The sequence below is a fragment of the Waterburya agarophytonicola KI4 genome, from assembly GCF_020640915.1.
Taxonomy (GTDB): domain Bacteria; phylum Cyanobacteriota; class Cyanobacteriia; order Cyanobacteriales; family Xenococcaceae; genus Waterburya; species Waterburya agarophytonicola.
This window is the reverse complement of the sequence record NZ_JADWDC010000019.1, coordinates 1-21128: the sequence shown is the minus strand read 5'-3', so window position 1 is coordinate 21128 and position 21128 is coordinate 1. Positions and strand designations below refer to the sequence as shown.

Below are 21128 nucleotides of genomic sequence, written 5' to 3'. Positions count from 1 at the left end.
CTTATTATGTCGTTAGCTACAAAATTAATCGGTTTGCTAGGTTTAAGAAAAAAAGACCAAGTCCCTTACTGGCTCAGAATAAGCACTAAAGTACCACAATGTATCTATTATTTTGGCCCTTTTGATAGTCCTCTGGAAGCGAAGGGATCGCAAGCTGGTTATATTGAAGACTTGATGGAGGAAGAAGCTCTAGGAATTCATGTGGAACTAGAGCAATGTTGGCAACCCCCTGAGTTGACTATCTGTGAAGAAGAACTATTCTAAGTCAATCATCAATTAAAAATTTCCCCTGTTTCTTGCAGAGAGTGGAGACGTTGATAAATACCTCCTTGATTTAACAACTCTTCATGACTACCAGTTTCAATAATTTTTCCTCCATCCAACACTACAATCAAATCTGCTTCGCGGATCGTACTCAGACGATGGGCAATAATTAAAGTAGTGCGCGTGCCTAAAATTGATTTCATCGCTAATTGAATCGATCTTTCTGACTCATAATCTAAACTTGAAGTTGCTTCATCAAAAATCAAAATATCGGGATCGACAACTAATGCCCTGGCAATACCCAAACGCTGTTTTTGTCCTCCAGAAAGCCTTACTCCTCGCTCTCCAACTACGGTTAAATAACCATTGGGTAGTTCGTGAATAAATTCATCAACCCTTGCTATACGACAGGCTTGTAAGACTTTTTCTCGTTCTGCATTAGGGTTGCCGTAGGTTAGGTTATCCCACACTGTACCGTTAAAGATATCTACGTCTTGATGGACAATTGCCAGTCGGCGACGATAACGAGCTGTATCTAAGGTGTTAATATTTGCCCCATCAATTTTAATTGCTCCTTGCTGGGGTTCAAAATAGCGAAAAAGTAATTTGACTAGAGTAGACTTTCCCGAACCAGAACGACCGACTAAAGCTACGGTTTGATAGGGTTGGATTAGTAAATTGATATCCTTTAGGATAAGACGATCGCGATCGTAACCAAAGCTGAGATCTTGGAATTCTAGTTTGCCTGTAAATTTGTAAGGATTATCTTTGATGTTTTCTATGGTTAAACTGGCAGCATCCGCCCCCGATTCTAGCTGCATAAAGTCATGCAATCGCTTCATCGAGGCGTAGCGACGAGCAAATATTTCTGCTAGCTGACTAATCGGCTCTAGTTCTGCGTAAGCCATACTAGAAATTGTTAGGGTGGTAATAAAATGTCCTAGAGTAATATTGCCCTGTACGGTAGAGACAAGGGTAAATAGCAATACTAAAAAGACGCAGGTTTGAATTACAGTGCGAGACCAAGTAATGAGATTGACATAGCCTTTATGGATGCGATAGTTGACGTACTTGAATTCTCGATTGAATCTTTGTTGCTGTCGGCGATATTCTTGGGCTTCCGTGGCAAAAGATTTGACGGTTTTAATATTAGTAATAATTTCTGAGGTACGGCTTTCGGTATTTTCTTGATGTTTTTCGAGTAATTCTTCTTTTTTAATAATCAGACTCAGATGCTTGAGGCTATATCCCAGAATTAACACAAAAGAAATTAAAAATGCGATCGCAATGGGTGGTTCGATCAACAAAATCATGACAAAGATCCCCAAGATTCGCCCTAGCTTGGGGATTAACTGCCCTGCGACTTCGGGATAAGTCCAAGTATGATTTTCAATTCCCCTGGCGATTCTGCCTGCAATTCGCCCAGGATTATTTTCATCGTAATAGCCCAAGGGTAGAGTCAGAATTTTGGCTACTACCTGACTAAAATGATCTTTTCTCGCTTCTAAGGCGATCGCCCAATGATACCATACCCCAATCCAAGGCTGAATCGGCGATCGCACTACCGTTACAACAAAGACTATTCCCAGCAACACTCCCAAGGATAACCATTTACTTTCGGGAAAGTTACCAATATTTTGGACTAGGGCGATTAAAGCAGTTAAAGGTAAGTCTAAAGGTTGATTGGATAAAACATTAAGAATCTGCCCGACACAATAGGGAACGATTAGATCGATAATCTCAAACAGACTAGAAGCAGCGATGCTCAAAAAGGCGATCGCTCTATATTTACTAAAATAACCAACAATATCGCGGAAAGAAGACATGAAGCTAATTACTGATTACTGATTACTGATTGTTGATATTCTGGTTTTTTTCTTAATTGCTCGACCTGGAGAGGAAAAAACTGTTTAGATAGTTATAGATACGGTTACATCTGCCAACTAAAATAATCTCATCGTTTAATATCTAAATGTCTCCTAATTCCACTATAACTATTCCTAACCTACATCGCTTAGTTCTTGATAATGGCATCACTTTAATTATTGTTGAAAACCAAGCAGCAGATATCATTTCAGGTCGTTTCTTTTTTAAAGGTGCGGGGACAATTGTCGAAAAACCAGAACAAGCGGGGTTAGCTCATTTAGTTTCTGCGGTAATTGCCAAGGGAACAGAAAAATTATCTGCTTTAGAGATTGCCGAGAAGATCGAGTCTATTGGTGCAGGTTTGGGTGCGGATGCTTCTACTGATTATTTTGCTCTTAGTTTAAAAACCGTATCGGCTGATTTTCCAGAGATGTTAAGGCTTTTGGGAGCGATAATGCGATCTCCTGTATTTCCCGAATCGGAAGTAGAATTAGAGCGCAAGCTCACTTTACAAGGAATTAAATCTCAAACAGAACAGCCTTTTAATGTGGCTTTCAATCAATTGCGCCAGCAAATGTATCCCCAACATCCCTATGGTGTTTCGGTTTTGGGTACGGAAACCAGCGTCGTCTCTCTAACTCGCGCAGATCTTCAGCACTATCATCAAACTTATTTTCGTCCCGATAGTTTAGTTATTAGTTTGTCTGGGCGGATTACTCAAAAACAAGGAATTGAGTTGATTTCTGGAGTTTTTGGTGATTGGCAAAACCCCGATCTTCCTTTGCCTGTTTCTGAGTTGGTTTCCCCTGTAGTCAATCCTTCCGAAGCGGAAATAATTCAAGATACTCAGCAATCGATTGTCATGTTGGGCTATCTGGGGACAAAGGTAGATAGCCCAGACTATGCAGTTTTAAAGCTGATCAGTACCTATCTTGGTAATGGACTTTCTAGTCGTCTATTTGTAGAATTGCGGGAAAAAAGAGGATTGGCTTACGACGTTTCGGCATTTTTTCCTACTCGTTTGGAGACTGCCCCTTTTGTAACTTATATGGGAACAGCGCCCAGCAATACAGAAATCGCGATCGAAGGTTTGAGTAGAGAAGTCGAACGGTTAACTAAAATAAATTTAAGCGAATCAGAGTTACAGGGAGTAAAAAACAAACTTCTGGGGCAATATGCTCTAGGAAAACAAACTAACGGCGAAATTGCCCAAACTTATGGTTGGTATGAAACTTTGGGTTTGGGGGTAGATTTTGACAACAATTTCCAGGCTGCCATTCCCCCTATTACTCCCGATTTAATTAACGAAGTAGCCAATCGCTATCTGAGCCAGCCTTATCTTTCTCTAGTCAAGCGAGAAAAGTAAAATCTTTTGCCTCAAAATTGGCAGTAATGTTAAAAAATACTGGGCAATTTGCTTTTTAGGTGTTAAGTTCTGCGGTTGATTACCGTTCTCCAACATTGACAATCAATAAATGATGAGTTAGTGAATTGTTTGTTAGTAATCAAAAACTTGCTCCACAACACACCACTCTAGAAAATGATTAAAGTAGATGAGGCTCAAATTGTTCTAGAACAAGCCCAGATCCATTGGCAAGCAAAAGAATGGCAGCTCACTATTGAAGCTTGTGCTAAAGCTCTTGTTCTGGATCGGGACTTGGCTCAAGCCCACAAACTGATGGGAGATGCGCTACAAAAAACGGGTAAAGCAAAAGAAGCGGTGGGTTATTATGAACAGGCGATCGCCATTCAACCTAATTTTGCTAAAGTCTATGTTAATTTGGGTTCTCTCTATGCCAATCAAAAACAGTGGCAGAAAGCGGTGGGTTATTATCAACAAGCATTAACCATCAATCCTGAATTGCTAGGGATACACGAACATTTAGCTCGAATTTTGCAGTTGCAGGAACAACAACCGAAAGTGCCAGTCGAACCTACACCCAGGGAATTAACTGTAGGAGACTATTTACGTCAAGGTAAAGCGTTGAAGGAGCAGGGTAAATTTAAAGAGGCTCTGGAACAATATCATCAGGCTGGGCGGATTTTTCCCCGAAAAGTTGAGATATATCAAGAAATTGTCGATCTTAGTGAAAGATTGGGTTTGTGGCAGGAAGCGGCTAAGTATTGTCGTATTATTTTGCAGTTATCTGGCTCTAGTCTGGTTACAAGTCAGAACAAAATATTGCCACCCTATAAGCCTCAAGTGCCAGAATTATCAATACAACCGAGATCTGCCGTCTCAACATTGCCAGATAATCGATCCCTTAGTACTAGGGAATATTTGACCCTAGCTGAAGATGCCATAGATGGCAAGAAATATAAGCAAGCGATCGCTTATTATCATCGAGCCATCGGACAACAGCCCAATTCGAGCGAAGCTTATTTGGGTATGGCAAAATTATTAACCAAATCTGGCGCAAGAGAACAGGCGATCTCTTGCTATCTTCAAGGCTTGAAACAGGTACAAGATAATCCTGAAATATATTACCGTCTGGGCAATCTTTATCAACGCTCCTCTAAATGGTCTCAAGCTGCGGTATGCTATCAAAAAGCGGTTCAATATGCCCCAGACTACGGGGAGGCTCATCACGAACTGGGAGAAGTCTTAAGCCATCAAGAACAATGGTCGGATGCGATTATTTCTTATCGTCAAGCGATTTTATATAATCCTGATTTTTCTTGGTCGTATAATAATTTAGGTTATGCTTTGATTCAGGTGGGTCAATGGCAAGAAGCGATCCCTGTTTATCAAAAAGCGATCGAGCTTAATCCTGATTTTTCTTGGTCATATTTTAATTTGGCGGAAGCTTATAGTATGCTCAATCGATGGTCGGAAGCGGTAGATTTTTACGAGCAAACCAGCAAAATCCAGCCCGATCTGCCCAAATTACAGCAAAAATTGGGCAATGCTTTGTATCGTCGCAGTCACAAAGATTTGAGCAAGGCTTTAAAACATTTTTTGTTAGCTATCGAACAAGAACCCCAGGATCTCTTAGCCTACCATCAAGCGATCGCCATTGATAAAACTAACTTGGAATTATATCTCAAGTTGGGAGATGCTTTAGTCAACCAGGGACAGCTAGAAGAAGGAATTGTTACCTATCAAATGGCTTTGCAGTTTCATCCTCAAAACCCCGATTTGACCTCTCGTTTGAAAGAAGCCCTGCAAAAAAAAACCCTAATTATGAACTAAGGGATTTTAACGGGGATAGTTATGGTAAATTTACTGTTGAATTAAACTATTCTCAAGATGAAATAGAGGCTTTGGTGGAGGAGTTGAAACAGACTTTACCTCGAAGTAACTCCCCTCTGGTTTCGATTATTATTCCCGTCTACAATCAGCTAAGTTATACTCTCAGGTGCCTAAAAGCGATCGCCTCCAATCTCAGCAATACTGTCCCCGTAGAAGTTATTTTAGTTAATGATTGTTCTACAGATGATACTAAAAATAGTTTAAATGCGATCGCTGCTATTACTTTAGTTAACAATCGAGTCAATCGGGGTTTTATTCATTCTTGCAACCACGGCGCATCTTTGGCTAAGGGTAAATATCTTTATTTCCTCAACAACGACACGGAAATAATGCCTAACTGTATTGAAAGTTTAATCGAAGTTTTGGCTCAACCCCAAGTAGGGGCAGTTGGCTCGAAGTTAATTTATCCCCAGGGTAGTCTACAAGAGGCTGGGGGAATTGTCTGGCAAGATGGTGGTGGCTGGAATTATGGCAGACAAGATAATCCTGCTGCGCCAGAATATAATTATCTACGTCCCGTGGACTATTGTTCGGGAGCGAGTTTGATGGTGCAAAAAAGTGCTTTTTTGGAGTTAAATGGCTTTGAAAGGGATTTTGTGCCAGCTTATTACGAGGATACAGACTTATGCTTTGGTTTGCGCCATAAATTAGATTTGGAAGTTATGTATCAGCCTAAATCTGAAGTGATTCACTATGAAGGAATTAGTTCGGGTACTTCTACTGCGACAGGAGTCAAGCAATATCAATTAGTTAATGGAGTTAAGTTTAAGCAAAAATGGCAGCATTTTCTCCATAATTATCCTCTCAATCGTGGCATCGAGAATACTCCCTTTGCTAGTAGAAAGTTTTTGGGCAAAAAGACAGTATTGGTTATTGATAGTTATATGCCCTGCTACGATCGAGAATCGGGTTCTCGTCGTTTATTTGAGCTATTAAAAATCTTTAAAGATCTCAATTTTCATGTTATCTTTGCTGCGGACAATGGTTATAAAGCAGAACCCTATACTTCTGTATTGCAAGATTTACAAATAGAAGTTTTATATACCCAACAAGGTTATGGTATAACTATCGAACGACAAATTCAACAAAGACTATCTTTAATCGATTTAGCCTGGATTTGTCGTCCTGAATTAAATGAAAAATATGCCGATCTAGTCAGACAAAATAGCAAGCTAAAAATTATTTACGATACTATCGATCTACACTATCTACGGTTAAAAAGAGCTTGGGAATTAAAGCAGGATAATAGCAATAGTAAATGGCAAGAAATGCAAGGTAAAGAATTGCAGATTGCTCGCCAATCTGACCTGACTATTACTGTTACTCAAATCGAGCAAAAAATATTACAATATCAGTCAGTAAAGCAGGTGGAAGTTGTGCCAAACGTTCATCTTCCCTATAAGGGGGATATTCCTGACTTTGAGGAACGTTCGGGAATACTATTTATTGGTGGCTATAATCATATTCCCAATGTTGATGGAGTTAAATGGCTGTGTCAGGAAATCATGCCTTTAGTCTGGCAAAAACAACCAGATGTAAAAGTTACTTTACTCGGTAGCAATCCCTCTTCAGAAGTTGAATCTTTAAAAAGCGATCTCGTTATGATTACGGGCTATATTCAGGATGTAACTCCCTATTTTTTGAGTCATAAGCTATTTGTGTCTCCCCTAAGATATGGTGCGGGAATGAAAGGCAAGATCGGTCAAAGTTTGGAATATAGTTTACCGATAGTTTCTACAGAAATCGGCACAGAAGGTATGAATTTAATTCCCGATCGCGATATTCTTCAAGCAAATAATACTCAAGACTTTGCAGCAGAAATATTGCGTCTTTATAATGATGCCCAACTATGGCAAAAATTGTCTCTCAATTCTCTAAAAGCGATCGCACCTTATCATCCCAGAGAAATTAAAAAACAACTCTCAATAATTGTCGATAGTCTGGAAATATTTTAGGAAAAAATTGTTATTGATCGCTAGTAACTTATTACTAGAAAATTGTATTCTATATTACGAAAATACACGGATTATTTTTTACAACTCAGTGTATTTACTAATGTCAATTTTACTGGACTGGTGTTATCTTAATGCACAAGAATATGACTTCTTGGAGATGTTGCTGACTTCTAACTATTACAGTTTTTCTGGCATAAATATATCGATTATTGCAGCTATATTTTAGTCTCGAAAACAATGTTAGAACAAATATATCCGAGAAAAAATACTTAATTGTTTTCTCTAGTAAATTTTATTGTTAAGTTTTGGGATAACTAAGACAAGTTCGAGAATGTATCTACATTTTTATCTAACACCAACTCAAAAAAAACAGCTATTTTTCATCTGTTTACATCTGACTTGGTTAGAGCTTATTTAAAACTTGTCAATATCTTTAGTAACTATTGAAGACAATAACTATCTACTAAAATCTTTGATACAACCAACAAAATGTTTATCAAAACTCAAGAGCAGCAAACCGATCGAGGGACAGAAAATCTACCAGAAGATACAGTCAGTAAACAGGAACAAACCAAATTAGCAGATGCCCTTACTGCCTATTTACAGTCTATAAAAGTAAATGAAGCTCAACCAGCATGGATTTATGGTAATACTATTACTTTATCGGCTCAAATAAATCGATTTGATATTGGTATAGCCCTCAAAGAAAAAGCCCAAAAACTCTATCCAGAAGATGAATCAATTAGTAGAGCGATCGCTTTACTTTATGAAAAACAAAACCTTCAAGAACAAGCGATCGAGTTTTATCAAAAATCCATCGAATTAAATCCAGTGCAGCCTGAATGGATTTATCTCAAGTTATTCGATCTTCTAATTGAAAATAAACTTATCAAGCAAGCAGAAGATATTAGAAACCAGGGATTAAAATATTTTCCTCAATCAACTAAACTTCAGTCAAAGTATACTGAAGCCTTGGCAAAATCTAGCAATAAAGTAGATTTGAATTGTACATCTATATTAAATAGTAAATCAGCAAGAGCGACTCCTAAAAGTGTCGAACATAATGTTGAATTAAATGTTGCCCAAGTGCGCCGTCAATTGATGGATTCTAGCATTGTCGAGCAATATGAAATAATCTTAGAACAAATGTTATATCATGGCGATCAAGCTACTCAAAAAATGGATAAAGCTACTTTAATACATTGCCTGGCAGAAATAAAAACAGATATTCACTATCTTAAAACCAAGTTTTTAGAACCTCCTGCTGCCACAGTAGACCCTCAAGCAAAACAAAATGTCGACTTAGAAAAAATTGTCGATTTAGTAAGACCAATTCCCCTTAAATGCGAACTAAAAAATCGTATAGTTGGTTCGGGTTGGCACGGTGCGGAAAAACATGGACGCTGGACGGGGCCTGGTACTCTTGCCTCGATTGTTTTACCCTATCCTGTTGCTGGAAATTATCGTCTAGAAATAATTGTCAGGTCGGAAGCTAAACCAGGATTATTAAAAACACTAAAAATCCATCTTAACGATCAACCATTAGACATATCTATAGACCTAGAAAAAGCCTCTTTTCCTTCAGTTATTAGAGCAAAAATTGCGATTGAATCGCAAAATCAACCGTTCTTATCAATTGATTTGACAATCGATGAAACAGTAAATCCTCAAGCATCTGATACTCGCTTAATTGGCTTATTAATTGAAAGCATCAGTTTAATTCCCTTAACGTCAATTAATTAGGGCGAACAGCCTTTCATCTCTACTTCGTTCCTCTTTCCTCTTGCCTAAAATGGATATCCTTTGGTTTTCCCCCACACCTTCCCACCCACAAAACGCTGGCAATCGCAGCCGTATATATGCGTTGGTCAAATATTTCCAAAATCAAGGTCATCATATTACTTTTACCTATTTTGCCCAAGAGAGTATCGATTCTCAGGCGATCGCCGCGATGGAAGCAGAATGGGATGACTTTCATTTAATTCCTACCAAGCACAAGGGGCAAAAATCTCTGGGAGATCTTTGGGGTATAGATGACTGGTACGATCGCAATATTACAGACGAGATTGGCAGTCTACTGAGAAAAAAATCTTTTGATGTAGTTTTTTGCGAATATATTTTTCAAAGCAAGGTTTTAGAACTGTTTCCCCCTCAATGTATTAAGGTAATCGATACTCACGATCGCTTTGGCGATCGAGCAAATTTGCTCAAGCAAAACGGTATCGCCCCAGACTTCTTTTATACCTCCAACGAACAAGAAGCCATTGCTTTAAATCGGGCGGATATTATCATTGCCATTCAAGAAGAAGAAGCCAATTACTACCGTTCTATAACCAAGGCTAAGGTGGCGGTAATCTCTCATGTGGTATTTGAGCCGACTTGGCAATGGTCAATGGCTACAAGGGCAAATAAACCCCTGCGGATTGGCTATTTTGGTTCTGGTAACTCTTTCAATCGCAAGAGCATGGAGGGATTTATCGCTGCTTATTGTCAGAATGAATCATTGATGGCAAAATCAGAATTAATCTTTGCGGGATCGATTTGCAACCATCTACAATTTCCTCAAGAAATCAACAAAACCTTGATGGGAAAAGTCGATAAGATCACAGACTTTTATCGTGAAGTGGATATTGCGATTAACCCGATGATTGCGGGTACTGGTTTGAAGATTAAAACCGTGGAGGCTTTTAGTTTTGGAGTTCCGATCGTTTCTACCATTAGTGGTAGCGATGGGCTACCTGTAGAACAAGAATATCATCTAGCGCGATCGCCCCAACAGATGGTGTCTTATTTACTAGCTATGACTCAACCCCAACAACTGGCAATGGCAGGAAAAGAGTCTTCTAAAATAATTAATAAATATAAATATCAACTGACCCAACAACTCGACTTACTAGGTCAAACTATCCAAATTATACAAGGCGATCGCGCAGAACAAAAAACAGTTGTAGTAGTTACTGAAGCACCATTTTGGGAGGGAAACAATGGCAAACACGAGCGTATTCTTTCCTTGTGTAATGAAATCAAACAGCATTCCAGTTTAAAAGTCTTTTTCCTGGGTTCGATTTGGCAAGCCAGACAACAAGAAATAGACGCTCAAGGCTATGGAGGAATGGTAGTTAGCTTCAAAGATTACGAACAGGGAGAATTACCAGAAGATTTACCCCCATGGACGGAGTTTTATAACGTACCTGGATTGAACAGATGGCGACATTCTGCCTTTTATCGCGCCTTTGCTAAATTTATTGCCATTCAAAAACCCAACATGGTTATCTTGGAATATATTTATTTATCCTATTTAAAAGATGCCATACCCGATAGTTGTACTGCGGTATTAGATACCCATGACATCATGTCTTTTCGGGAATATCGTTTCTACGAACACGGTTTCGACCATCATATTAATATTTCCCTAGGGGAAGAAAAACGCATTTTAGAACAGTTTGATGCGGTGGTGGCAATTCAAAAAGAAGAACGCCAACTATTACAAAAAATTCTGCCCCAAACTCCCGTATTACTCTGCCCCCATGTAGTCAATACAGAAGTAAAAGAACGCAATAATTATGCAATCAAAACTATTGGTTTTATTGGAGGTTCTAGTTTAGCCAATCGAGTGGGATTAGAGTGGTTTCTTCATCAAGTTTGGTCGGTCATCAAACCCTTTAACTTAGAGTTACTTATTTTTGGCAGCGTAGGGGAACAATTTAATGAATATTGTGGCAAAGATCTCCAAGTTAAAAACATGGGGATGGGTATGAGCCAAGCAGAAATTTATCAAGCGATCGACTGTGCAATTAATCCTATTTTTGTTGGGGGTGGATTGAAAATCAAAACCCTCGAAGCGATCGCTTATGGCAAACCTATCGTATCGACCAAAGAAGGAGCAGTTGGTATTGGAGAAGCAGGAAACAATGGCATCATGTTAGCTCGCGATCGCGCAGAATTTATTGAAGCATTTATTCGTTTAGTAAACGAACCAAATTTAGTCAGAGAACTAATCGAACAAGGACAACAATTAATCAAATCTGATTTCAATTCCACTGTTGCTTACCATCCTTTATTACAACTCGCCAAGTATTAAGTAATGAGTAATAAATACCAAAAAATAATATTTACAGGGGATATATTTCGCTCGAACCACTTAGGCAATGGCTCGCAAGATATCAATATCAACTGGCTTTATTCTGCCCTCAAACCTTGTTTAAAACTAGCAGTCAACTTACCTATCGAAAAGCTGCTTTTTTCTACTCAAGATGCTTCTTTAACTCAATCTGGCTATCAAGCGATCGAGTCGGAAGTTTCTCTGTTAGCCTGGGCAAAACTATTCAAATATAAGCAACTAGATGAGACTTTTTTAATGAACGTCTGGCTTAGTTTTAAAAACTCCATAGTTATTGCTTTTGAACTACCAGAAATATTGAGAGATGCTTTAGATACTTTGGGTATTCCTTTCGTCGATATTATTATTCATCCCGTACGTTTTTTAGACGATATTATTTTTGGCGTTAGAAGTAACAATCGGGAAATATCCGAGCTATTTACCGATTATGTTTTGCCAGAAGAATCTATTCTCATGCAAGCAGGAATTGTCATGGCTTCCATGAGCCGTTTAAACCGTCTAGATATCGAGGGAAAAGCTGCTTTGTTTGCGGGACAAACTACCGATGATAAAGTACTAATTAATCGAGACAAATTCTACAAAGTAAGTGACTTTTGCGATCGCTTTGCAGAAATATCGGCTAATTATGACACCCTTTTAATTAAAGCTCATCCCTATAGTTTAGATCCCTTTGAAGCTATCTCTATTTCTCGCTTATTTAGCAACTGCCAAATTATTAGCGAAAACTTCTATTATTTAATGTCTCACGACAATATCGAAGCAGTTTATAGCATTAGTTCGAGTACTTCTATTGAAGCCAAATATTTAGGAAAAGAAGGCTATCACCTCATAGAATATCCTTTCCGCTTCACTGAAGAATACAACGAAGCAGAATTCAAACTTGGCTCTTTCTTTACCGTTGATGATGTTGTTTTCTCTGCCGACTTTTGGCGCAAAATACTCGTTCCTTTAGTCACAACTTCACCCGCGAGTAATATTAGACTGCCCAAAAAACCCAACCGTATTAGAACCTCTTTACGTAGTTTTTGGGGATTCAATTTTGTCGATACCGACATCATCTGCGATTTATACAAAAAATAACCGTACAGACAAGGTATACCTTGTCTCAACCAAAAATGTACACCAAGTCACCTCCAGATAACGCCGTCTCCAGTATATTTCAGCTACTTCAACTAGAAGCTGCTGCGATTAATAGAACATCCGAACAACTCGATCGCCAACAGACAGATCTAAGCCTACAAATATTACAAGACTGTACTGGCAAAGTCATCATGACGGGAGTGGGTAAGTCGGGAATAGTGGCACAAAAAATTGCTGCTACTCTAACCAGTATCGGTACCCTGGCTATCTTTCTTCATCCTTGCGATGCCTTACACGGAGACTTTGGTATAGTTACCCCAGAGGATGTGGTAATCATGCTGAGTAACAGTGGGGAAACCGACGAATTAATTACCATGATTCCCCATCTAAAATTACGCTCCGTACCCATAATTGGTATCTTGGGTAATATACAATCTACCATTGCTCGTGCAATTGATGCGGTATTAGATGCGTCGGTAGATCGAGAAGCCTGTCCCCTCAATCTCGCACCCACTACCAGTACTACCGTTGCTTTGGCTTTGGGAGATGCCTTAGCAATGACTTTAGTTCAAATGAAGGGATTAACTCCAGAAGCCTTTGCTTTCAACCATCCTGCGGGCAGACTGGGCAAACGCCTCACCCTGCGAGTCAAGGATTTAATGCACGATCGCGACTATCCTAAACTACCCCCAGACGCTCAATGGACGGATGTGGTATGTGCTTTAACTCAAGGCGGTTTTGGTGCGGTTAATATAGTTGACGGTAAAGAACTTTTATTGGGAATTATTACTGACGGCGATCTGCGTCGCTGGATGATGAAGAGTCATGCTTCTCATTTGTACAGCCTGACAGCTAAAGATATGATGACGCAAGATCCTGTCATAGTTACGCCCCAAACTCTCGCCTATGATGCCCTACAGCTAATGGAAAAGCGCGAGTCACAGATTTCAATTTTACCCGTTGTGGATGAAACCAACAAAAGCATCGGTTTAATTCGTTTACACGATATAGTTAGGAGTGGATTGTCATGAAAATTCTCGCTGTAATTCCCGCAAGATATGATTCTCAAAGATTGGCTGGCAAAGTTTTAGCACTAATTGGTAATAAACCAATGGTGCAATGGGTATACGAAGCAGCAGTTAATTCCAAAGTCTTTACTAAAGTAGTCGTGGCTACCGACAGTCAACTAGTAGCAGATCGGGTTATTAGTTTTGGTGGCGATGTCGAAATGACTAGCCCCAAGCATTCTACAGGTACAGACAGAGTCGCAGAAGTAGCAACTCGCTATCAAGAATTTTCTGTGGTGGTAAACGTTCAAGGCGATCAGCCTTTTGTCACTTCCCAAATGCTAGCAGAATTGGTAACGCCCTATCTAGAGGGAGAGTCTCCAGAAATGACTACTTTGGCTTGTCCCCTCAACCAAGAAACTGGCTATCACGATCCTAATGTAGTCAAGGTATTGTGCGGACAAAAACAACAGGCTTTATACTTCTCCAGATCTCCTATTCCTTTTTATCGCAACCCCATAGAAGTCCCTGTCTTTCACCATCTAGGGCTATATGCCTTTCGTCAAGACTTCCTCGAAACTTACACCCAATTGCCCTCAACACCTATCGAACAGTGTGAAGGATTAGAACAATTACGAGTATTAGAACACGGCTATACTATCCGCGTCTGTCAGACGGCTAAAGCCGTAGTGGAAGTCAACACCGCCGAGGATTTGGTAAAAGCCCAACATCTTGTTCTAGAAACTGCGTAATCAATTGACAATAATTACCTTTCCCCTTTTCCCTTTCGTTTCTTAATATCATGACAATTTACTTACATTGTGGCGGACATAAAACGGCTTCTAGTTTTATGAAAATGTTCCTCCGCAAAAACAAAGCATTGTTTGAAGCACAACGAATTGCCATTCATTTAGATGAATTTCGCGATCGCGAAGTTACTCCAGAAGATATTATTAAATTAGCTGAACAAGACTATCAAAATGACTATCAACAGATAATTATTTCTGAAGATGCTAACATTATTGGTTTGATGCCTGGTATTTTTCAACCAGGCGATCGCGGCTTTTTTAATACCAATTCAATTCTTAAGTTTTCTAACCTTATTGCCAGAGTAAATCAAAAGTATTCAACTAAGTTTTTACTGTGCGTTCGCCGACAAGATAGTTATCTCGAATCTTGTTATAAATTCCGTAAAACTCACGGCGCAAAATATTCTTGGGAATACTTTTTAGATAAAGTACAAAAAACTAATATTTCTTGGTATGACGTAGTTAATGCTGTTGCTGGCTATATAGGCAAAGAGAATTGCATGATTACACCCTACGAACTATTAAAGAAATCTCAACAGGAATTTATTACTACTTTTTTTCGATCCATAATATCTATCGATTCAGAACGGGTAATTATTCCCCCGCCCAACAATCAAGGTGCGTCAGAACTAATAATAGAAACAATTGATTATTTTGATCGTAATTTTTCAGAGATACCTGCCAAACACAGGAAAGAAATACTCTCGATTATTAAAAAGTATCAAGTAAAAAGTGCCAGCAAAACTTCTTTATTATCGGAAAAAAGTAAAGATGAAATCTTGAAAAAATACGCAGACAGTAATCAAAAACTATTCTCTAACTACATTTTCTATCTACCAACAAATTATTATGGTGTTGCTAATTCTCAAAATAATAGCGTTTCGGGCGATCGACAATTAGCAACTAGCTATTGACTAAATCCAATTATCCATTGTCCATTATTGATTAATAAAACCATGCAACTAGCTCAAATCGGTCAAAACATTCGCATCGGAGAAGGACAACCTCTCGCTTTAATTGGAGGCCCTTGCGTCATCGAATCAGAAAGCTTTACTCTTAAAATGGCAGAGGAGATTGGCAAAGTGTGCGATCGCCTTAATGTTCCTTTTATTTTCAAAGCCTCTTTTGATAAAGCCAACCGCACTTCAATTCATTCTTTTCGCGGACAACCAATCGATCGCGGACTAGCTATTCTACAACGAGTTAAAGAAGAAATTGGCGTACCCGTCCTCACGGATATTCATCTCCCCGAACAAGCTGCGATCGCCGCAGAGGTAGTAGATATCCTACAAATTCCCGCTTTTTTATGCCGTCAAACCGATCTTTTGCTCGCCGCAGCAGCAACGGGTAAAACTGTTAACGTCAAAAAAGGACAGTTTCTTGCACCCTGGGACATGAAAAACGTGGTGACAAAATTAGAAGAGAGCGGTCACAATAAGATCATGTTAACAGAAAGAGGTACTAGTTTTGGCTATAATACCTTAGTTGTTGATTTTCGTTCTCTGCCTCAAATGCGCGCTTTGGGCTATCCCGTTGTGTTCGATGCCACTCACAGCGTCCAGATGCCAGGAGGACAGGGAAATACATCGGGAGGACAGCGAGAATTTGTACCATATCTAGCTCGTGCTGCTGCTGCGATCGGAATTGATGCCTTATTTATGGAAATTCACGAAGATCCCGATAATGCCCTTAGCGATGGTCCCAATATGATTCCTTTGGCTAGATTGGAAACTGTTTTAAGCCAGATTATCAACGTGCGTAATAGTTTGAATGTTGGTGATTTGACATACGCATAAAGATCGCTGAGTGTTAGTTGGTGGATGTATTCAGTTTACTTGTTCGTAAGTAATAAGTAACAAGTAACAAGTTTTTATATGTAGTTTGGATTTTAGACTATTCTAAATTCAAACTACTTAAATTTACTCAGATTAATTGAGGATGACGGTAATTGAGAGTTGGTAATTTAAACAATGAATACGAGATTTATATCGATTTTATCGATGCCCAGAAATGGTACTAATTATCTTTGTGATTTGATTGGTCAGTTTCAGGAAATAGATTCTTTTTATGAAATATTTCACGATCGATCTAGCTATCTTAATCATGAATTATTGAGTAAGAATATTATTGGGCATATTAATAATTTATATAAGTTGCAAATCGAAAATAGTAGCGATCCAAAACTTATAGGTTTTATTGCCCAAAATCCTGCTTTGTTTTTAGATATTATTAGTAGCTATAGTACCAATAAGTATATTAACTTTAAGGTATTTCCCAATCATTTATCTCAAGATAACTTGAGAGATATCATTATCAAAAATAATCGGATTCAAAAAATCGTTGTCAAACGCAATCTATTAGATGTTTATTTTTCCGTACAGTTTGCTAGATTAACTCAAAGATGGGATCGCAAAGATACTTCTGGGTTAAAGGTAGATTTTAATCCTAATAATTTTCTCCAGTGGTTTAGTTTTCATCATGAATATTATGACTTTATCGAACGAGAACTTAAAGCTAATAATCAAAAAGCGATCGCTCTAGATTATGAGAAAATTCATAGTCTAAATAACAATCAAGAAAAGTTTGCTTTCATGTTTGATTTTTTGCGCTCTGCTGGTTTAGTTTTAGATCGGGAAAATTTGTTACATCAATCTCCAGAACAATTGAATCAAAATGTTAGACAAAAGCAAGATAAGCGAGTCAATCGATTAGAAAAAGTAAGTAATCCCCGTATTCTGCTTAAAACTTTGGAACAGCATCAATTAGAATCCCTACTAGTATAAAACTTGATTCAAAAAATTAATTAAGATTAAATGATGAATAATTCTACTAAATTACACTTCGATCGAGTTCGGCTGTTAGCTTTAGATGTAGATGGCATCCTAACGGATGGCGGACTTTACTATACAGAAAACGGAGAAGTTTGCAAAAAGTTTAATGTCAAAGATGGTAAGGGAATTAAACTATTAATGCAGTCGGGAATAGAAGTGGCAATTATTAGTGCTAATGATTCTTATGCAACTATTCATCGCGCTCAAAAACTAGGTATTGATAATTGTTTTATTGGTGTAGAAGATAAACTGACTGTATTAAAAAATCTATGTGATAAATTAGATCTATCTTTATCTCAAGTAGCTTATATGGGAGACGATCTTAACGATTTACCCATACTAAAAGCGGTGGGTTTTCCCATAACTGTAGCTGATGCTATCTCTGAAAATAAAACCAACTCCATATATATTACCGAAGCGGTTGGTGGTCAAGGTGCAGTAAGAGAAGTTTGCAATCTTTTACTACAGAATTCTTTTGTAGCTAATTAAAATTAGAATAATAATGTTTTTGCCATATAGGTAGATCTTCTGGTCGATCTACATCGGATAAAGTGGTTAGATATGTTGTGTTGAGATTGAGTTGTTGCGCGATCGCTTTTGTTTGTGCTAAGACTCGATCGCTACCCCAATTTATGTTTTGAAAAAGTGGAGGAACTATTTGATTTAAACCGATTAAATAATAACCACCATCTTCAGCAACGCCGATCGCTAATTCTTGCGATCGTAATGAATCAAAAGCAAGATTGAGTATTTCTAAATCGAGATCGGGACAATCAATTCCAATAGTTACAACTCGTTTCTGATCGGAATTAAAAGCACGTTGAAAAGACCAATTCATTCTATCGCCTAGATCTCCAGAAACTTGGGGTATATATTCAAGATCTTTGCCCAACCAATCTGACATTAATTGTTTATTTCCTCCTGCAAAATGAACTTCGATCACAACTTGGCGCATAGATTTTAGTTTTCTGGCGGTATTTAGGGTATGTTCGCTCATTTTTCGCTGTAACTCCGCTGCACCTTCTTTACCCAAGACAGGAATCATGCGGGTTTTTGTTTTACCAGATTCGGGATAGCGACTATAAATAATTAGTGTTTCAGACATCAGTAAAGGCGTATATTTTATAGTTCCAAATAAAAAACCTACCCATTTTTATTGGGTAGGATAAAATATAATTCTCAATAATTTTCAATCTAAATTAAAAAACTTTTTTTACTAAACCTCAGAATCAGAAATAGTTAATTCACTATCAACAGGAATAATACTAATATAGTTGATTTTAGTATTCTCACCACCGATCGCATCAATAGTCAGTCTACCATCGATCACTTCTACTGTAGCTCTACCAGTGAAAAATAGATTTCCCCCAAGGCTATCGGGAATAAAGCCAGAAAGTCCGTTGCCAACAACGGCATTTTCTCCTTCGATATTAATTACGTGATTGCTATCAGTGAAGCTAGCATCCCCAACACTTACGATAACCTCATATCTACCGTCTTTGACCTCGTATTCCCAAGCAGCACGAGTATTAATCACATCATTACTGTTACCCAAACCAGTGGGATATTGCATATGAATTAGAGAATCTAATGCTGTATTTTGCGTTAGGGTATTGCGATCGCGTCCGTTAGCTACAATATCAATAGGTTGAGCTTCAACTGTACCCAAACTACTTTCTGTCACCCAGCCAAAACCTCTGGTGGAGTCAAAGCCTTGTCCGATGTCTTGAATAAATCCTTCAGGTGCGACAGTTACCGCCGTGCCAAAGTTAATATTCACCCCGTTCTCTGGTATGCTAGGTTCTTCTACTGCGTTATCGTCGTCATTAAGGCGAGAGAAAGGCGTAATTTCAATGGAGTTGATTTTGGTATTGTCTCCACCAATGGCATCAACAGTAAGTTTGCCATCGGCAATGGTAACTAGTTTGGTAGTAGATTTGAATAGTTGACTGGGAGAAGCGGTGAAACCAGAGACGAATGTTTTTCCTTCCACATTAATTACGTGGTTGCTATCAGCAAAATTAGCATCGCCGACATTGACAGTAACCAAATATTGACCGTTAGCCAATTGATATTCCCAAGCAGCAGCAGTAGTTTCGGAATTAGGATTATTATATTCTTCGGGATATTGAAGATGAATTAGAGTATCTAAAGTGGTAGATGCAGAGGTATTGCGATCGCGAGCATTCGCTACTACACTCAAAGGTATGGGATTATCGCTGCCGACACTCTCTTGGGTAATCCAACCAAAACCTCGCTCGTCGCTGTAGGCATTACCGATATCTTGGATATATCCCGAAGGTGCTTCAATACTGGCTATGCCAAAATTGATTTTAACCGACTCCGCAGGAGCAATTTCCACAAAGTTTAGTTTGGTATTTTCGCCACCTCTGGCATCTAAGGTTAATTTACCATCGGCAACTTCTACTAAAGTAGTAGTAGTAGCGAATTTTTCGTCTTCCGTAGGTACAAATCCATTAATTACGGACTTTCCTTCGAGATTAATTCTATGGTTGCTATCAGTAAAATCCGAATCACCAACACTAACAGTAACTTGGTATAAACCATTAGCTAAATTATATTCCCAGGCACTAGGTTTGGGATTTCCCACGGGTTCATATGTAGAAAATTCTGAGGGATATTGTAAGTGAATTAAACTATCCCTTAGAGAATCATTTGATTCGTCGCGATCGCGAGTATTGAGCGTAATATCAATGGGGGTAGGATTAATATTATTAAGAGTAGATTGCTTAACCCAACCGAAGCCTCGTTCGAGACTATAACCTTGACCAAAATCTACAATAGATTGATTAATAGCAGTTCCTTCAGGAGCAAAGTTGATTGTAATAGACATAATTAATTAAAAGTTTTTTATATTGAATTCATGCGAATTATAAAATCAGCATAACAAGAGTTTTTACGGATAGGGGCAACTATACAAAAACCTCATTGGATAATAATAATTAGGTAAATATGTTGACAAGATAAAAATAATTGAGTTATCGTCTATTTTTTATTTTGCATTTAAAGTTTTGATAAAGCTATAAAATATTATGTAAAATTTTTATCAACTAAAATTTAAAAAATATAAGCCGAGGAATTATTATAGGATCTAAGGCATTATTGAACTCAATCTAAAATGTCTCAGAAAACAGTCAACAAAGCAGTAATTCCCGCAGCAGGTTTTGGTACGAGAATGTATCCTGCAACTAAAGCATTAAAAAAAGAACTCTTGCCGATTATCGATCGCGATGGACGAGCAAAACCAATTATTTTGGCAATTATTGAAGAAGCCGTTAGTGCAGGAATACAAGAAATAGGAATTGTCGTCCAGCAAAGCGATCGCGATTTATTCCACGACTTATTCAAGTCCCCACCCAAAGCCGAACTGAGACAAAAACTATCCACAGAAAACCTAGAATATACTGAATATCTCCAAGACTTAGGCGATCGCATTACGATTTTGACTCAAACCGAACAAGAAGGTTTTGGTCATGCAGTTTTTTGTACCAAAGATTGGGTTGATAACGATCCTTTTTTGCTTTTATTAGGCGATCATATTTATACTTCGCAAACTAATATTTCTTGTGCCAAACAAATAGTAGAGATTTATCAACAGGTTAATACTAGTGTGATTGGCATTACTGTTATGAATGGGAATATTATCCATAAGGCTGGTTGTGTTTCTGGGACATGGCAAACTAATAATTCAATATTAGAAATAAGCCAAATCTATGAAAAGCCTACCCTAGAATATGCCAGAGAACATCTAGCAGTACCAGGAATGAAACAAGATGAGTTTTTGGGTATATTTGGAATGTATCTCCTAGAATCGGAAATATTTGATTTATTAGAAGATGAAATTAATCATAATGAGCGACATAAAGGAGCAGGGTAAGAGCATCTCAAACCCTATTGACAAAAGGATTGTAGAACAGTCATC

Annotated in this window: 17 protein-coding genes; 14 read left to right on the top strand and 3 right to left on the bottom strand. The window is 38.2% G+C overall.

Annotated features, from left to right (window positions below; translation table 11 throughout):
* The first annotated feature begins 6 nt into the window (after nt 1–6).
* Nucleotides 7–264, top strand: a complete 258-nt coding sequence (locus I4641_RS09695; RefSeq protein ID WP_229640309.1) for a DUF1816 domain-containing protein — start codon at nt 7–9, stop codon at nt 262–264.
* Nucleotides 265–272: 8 nt separating this feature from the next.
* Here the strand turns inward: I4641_RS09695 and I4641_RS09690 are convergent, their stop codons facing one another.
* Nucleotides 273–2090 (bottom strand): ABC transporter ATP-binding protein, encoded by a 1818-nt coding sequence (locus tag I4641_RS09690; protein WP_229640308.1) that lies wholly within the window; start codon nt 2088–2090, stop codon nt 273–275.
* Between the two features lie 146 nt (nt 2091–2236).
* Here I4641_RS09690 and I4641_RS09685 point away from each other — a divergent pair, with 146 nt between their 5' ends.
* The 12 genes from I4641_RS09685 to I4641_RS09630 all read left to right on the top strand — a co-directional run bounded on the left by I4641_RS09685 (nt 2237) and on the right by I4641_RS09630 (nt 17674).
* Entirely contained in the window at nt 2237–3496 is a 1260-nt protein-coding gene (locus I4641_RS09685; protein WP_229640307.1) for a M16 family metallopeptidase, read from the top strand.
* A 174-nt stretch (nt 3497–3670) separates the two neighbouring features.
* Entirely contained in the window at nt 3671–5323 is a 1653-nt protein-coding gene (locus I4641_RS09680; RefSeq protein WP_229640306.1) for a tetratricopeptide repeat protein, read from the top strand.
* Nucleotides 5324–5406: 83 nt separating this feature from the next.
* On the top strand, nt 5407–7338 hold the full coding sequence (locus I4641_RS09675) for a glycosyltransferase (protein ID WP_229640304.1): 1932 nt from the start codon (nt 5407–5409) through the stop codon (nt 7336–7338).
* Nucleotides 7339–7827: 489 nt separating this feature from the next.
* Nucleotides 7828–9081 carry a tetratricopeptide repeat protein gene (locus I4641_RS09670; RefSeq protein ID WP_229640303.1) on the top strand — a complete coding sequence of 418 codons (1254 nt, stop codon included), beginning with the start codon at nt 7828–7830 and terminating at the stop codon, nt 9079–9081.
* A gap of 49 nt (nt 9082–9130) precedes the next feature.
* The gene (locus I4641_RS09665; RefSeq protein ID WP_229640302.1) at nt 9131–11419 is read left to right on the top strand and encodes a glycosyltransferase family 4 protein; all 2289 of its coding nucleotides are present in this window, start codon (nt 9131–9133) and stop codon (nt 11417–11419) included.
* 3 nt (nt 11420–11422) lie between these two features.
* On the top strand, nt 11423–12538 hold the full coding sequence (locus I4641_RS09660) for a hypothetical protein (protein ID WP_229640300.1): 1116 nt from the start codon (nt 11423–11425) through the stop codon (nt 12536–12538).
* A gap of 35 nt (nt 12539–12573) precedes the next feature.
* On the top strand, nt 12574–13569 hold the full coding sequence (locus tag I4641_RS09655; protein ID WP_369426757.1) for a KpsF/GutQ family sugar-phosphate isomerase: 996 nt from the start codon (nt 12574–12576) through the stop codon (nt 13567–13569).
* Nucleotides 13566–14297, top strand: a complete 732-nt coding sequence (kdsB, locus tag I4641_RS09650) for a 3-deoxy-manno-octulosonate cytidylyltransferase (protein WP_229640298.1) — start codon at nt 13566–13568, stop codon at nt 14295–14297. The genes I4641_RS09655 and kdsB overlap by 4 nt, the downstream gene beginning before the upstream one ends.
* Nucleotides 14298–14347: 50 nt before the next feature.
* On the top strand, nt 14348–15268 hold the full coding sequence (locus I4641_RS09645; RefSeq protein ID WP_229640297.1) for a hypothetical protein: 921 nt from the start codon (nt 14348–14350) through the stop codon (nt 15266–15268).
* Nucleotides 15269–15310: 42 nt separating this feature from the next.
* Entirely contained in the window at nt 15311–16150 is an 840-nt protein-coding gene (kdsA, locus tag I4641_RS09640; RefSeq protein WP_229640296.1) for a 3-deoxy-8-phosphooctulonate synthase, read from the top strand.
* 204 nt (nt 16151–16354) lie between these two features.
* The gene (locus I4641_RS09635; protein ID WP_229640295.1) at nt 16355–17137 is read left to right on the top strand and encodes a hypothetical protein; all 783 of its coding nucleotides are present in this window, start codon (nt 16355–16357) and stop codon (nt 17135–17137) included.
* Nucleotides 17138–17170: 33 nt separating this feature from the next.
* Nucleotides 17171–17674 carry a KdsC family phosphatase gene (locus tag I4641_RS09630; RefSeq protein WP_439655338.1) on the top strand — a complete coding sequence of 168 codons (504 nt, stop codon included), beginning with the start codon at nt 17171–17173 and terminating at the stop codon, nt 17672–17674.
* On the opposite strand, the gene I4641_RS09625 is transcribed toward I4641_RS09630, so the two are convergent.
* Together I4641_RS09625 and I4641_RS09620 are read right to left on the bottom strand one after the other, a co-directional pair.
* A complete protein-coding gene (locus I4641_RS09625; protein ID WP_229640293.1) occupies nt 17667–18290 on the bottom strand; it encodes a TIGR04282 family arsenosugar biosynthesis glycosyltransferase in 624 nt (207 codons plus the stop codon). The genes I4641_RS09630 and I4641_RS09625 overlap by 8 nt on opposite strands.
* Nucleotides 18291–18401: 111 nt before the next feature.
* Nucleotides 18402–20039 (bottom strand): hypothetical protein, encoded by a 1638-nt coding sequence (locus tag I4641_RS09620; protein WP_229640292.1) that lies wholly within the window; start codon nt 20037–20039, stop codon nt 18402–18404.
* A gap of 285 nt (nt 20040–20324) precedes the next feature.
* On the opposite strand from I4641_RS09620, the gene I4641_RS09615 reads away from it, so the two are divergent.
* Nucleotides 20325–21083, top strand: a complete 759-nt coding sequence (locus I4641_RS09615) for a sugar phosphate nucleotidyltransferase (RefSeq protein ID WP_229640290.1) — start codon at nt 20325–20327, stop codon at nt 21081–21083.
* Nucleotides 21084–21128: the final 45 nt, after the last annotated feature.